This is a genomic window from Paratractidigestivibacter sp., assembly GCF_052362415.1.
Lineage (GTDB): Bacteria > Actinomycetota > Coriobacteriia > Coriobacteriales > Atopobiaceae > Paratractidigestivibacter.
This window is the reverse complement of the sequence record NZ_DAWEMK010000209.1, coordinates 1-1694: the sequence shown is the minus strand read 5'-3', so window position 1 is coordinate 1694 and position 1694 is coordinate 1. Positions and strand designations below refer to the sequence as shown.

Annotated in this window: 2 protein-coding genes; both read left to right on the top strand. The window is 66.4% G+C overall.

The window, feature by feature from the left end; genetic code table 11:
• The coding region (locus tag ACT84W_RS11000; RefSeq protein WP_444329253.1) for a TrmH family RNA methyltransferase at window positions 1-516 on the top strand (516 nt) is incomplete at its 5' end.
• Between the two features lie 169 nt (window positions 517-685).
• A partial coding sequence (locus ACT84W_RS10995) for an ATP-dependent metallopeptidase FtsH/Yme1/Tma family protein (protein ID WP_444329252.1) occupies window positions 686-1694 on the top strand: 1009 nt, incomplete at its 3' end.

Genomic DNA, 1694 nt, shown 5'->3' with positions numbered 1-1694 from the left:
TGCGCCATGCGCCGTCCGCGAGAGCGCACGGTCGCCGAGGTCGTCCGGGGCGCGCGCAGCGTCGCTGTGCTCGAGGATCTCGTCGACGTGACGAACGTCGGTGCCGTGTTCCGCAACGCCGCCGCGCTCGGTGCCGACGCCGTGGTCCTCTCGCCGCGCTGCGCCGACGCGCTCTGCCGCCGCGCGGTGCGGGTCTCCATGGGCACGGTCTTCAAGGTTCCGTGGGCGCGGGCCGCAGAGGGCGCCTGGCCCCGCGCCACCTTCGACGAGTTGCGCTCCGAGGGGTTCTCCATCCTCAGCATGGCGCTCGCCGAAGACGCCGTCGCAATCGACGACCCGTCGCTTTCCGGCGCGGGCAGGCGCGCTCTGGTCTTCGGCTGCGAGGGCTACGGCCTCACGGACGCGGCGCTCGCGGCCGCCGACCGCAGCGTGATCATCCCGATGTCGCATGGCGTCGACTCCCTCAACGTCGCCGCCTCCAGCGCCGTCGCCTTCTGGCAGCTCTTCCGCGCTTAGGCCCTCGCTTGCCGGGACGGTCCCGCGCGGGCTTCTCGCCGGCGCTCGTAGCACGACACCCGTTACAACTTCGTCCCCGCACCCCAAACGCGGGGGCTTTTTTTGTGCGCGCGCTTAAACTGGGTATCTATGTACGTATGCATGTTCCGGACTCAACGAAAGGCCCTTTATGAATATGGATGAGAACAAGCGTCGCCGGTCGATGCTGCTCTACATCCTGATCGCGATCGTCGTGTACCTCGCGGTCAGCCAGACGATGTACCCTGCGCTCTCGAACTCGCAGACCAAGGAGGTGAGCTACAGCGATTTCCTGACCATGGTCGACAAGAAGGAGGTCACCCAGGTCCAGAAGACCCAGGGCGACGCCACCCTCTACTTCACCACAGGCGAGGGCGACTCTCAGCAGAAGTACTCCACAGTGATCTTCGGCTCGGGCGAGGGGTTGACCGAGAAGCTCGAGAACTCCGGCGCCCAGATGGTGGGCAAGATCGCCGACACCTCCAACGACATGTGGCTCTACCTGCTGCTCTCCTACGGCTTGCCGATCATCATCTTCTTTGCTCTCGGCTGGTACCTCAACCGCCGGATGAAGAAGGCCATGGGCGACGAGGGCCCCTCGATGAACTTCGGCGGCGGCTTCGGCATGGGCGGCGGCCTGGGCAAGTCCAACGTCAAGGAGGTCAAGGGCGAGGAGACCGGCGTCACCTTCAAGGACGTCGCCGGCCAGGACGAGGCCAAGGAGTCCCTCGAGGAGATCGTGAGCTTCCTCAAGAAGCCCGAGAAGTACAACGAGATCGGCGCCCGCTGCCCGCGCGGCGCGCTCCTCGTCGGCCCTCCGGGAACCGGCAAGACGCTGCTCGCCAAAGCGGTCGCCGGCGAGGCGGGCGTGCCCTTCTTCCAGATCGCGGGCTCCGAGTTCGTCGAGATGTTCGTCGGCCGCGGCGCCGCGAAGGTGCGCGACCTCTTCAAGCAGGCCAAGGAGAAGGCCCCCTGCATCATCTTCATTGACGAGATCGACGCCGTGGGCAAGAAGCGCGACGGCTCCATCAACTCCAACGACGAGCGCGAGCAGACGCTCAACCAGCTGCTCTCCGAGATGGACGGCTTCGATAACCAGAAGGGCATCGTCGTGCTCGCCGCGACCAACCGCCCCGAGTCGCTCGACCAGGCGCTGCTGC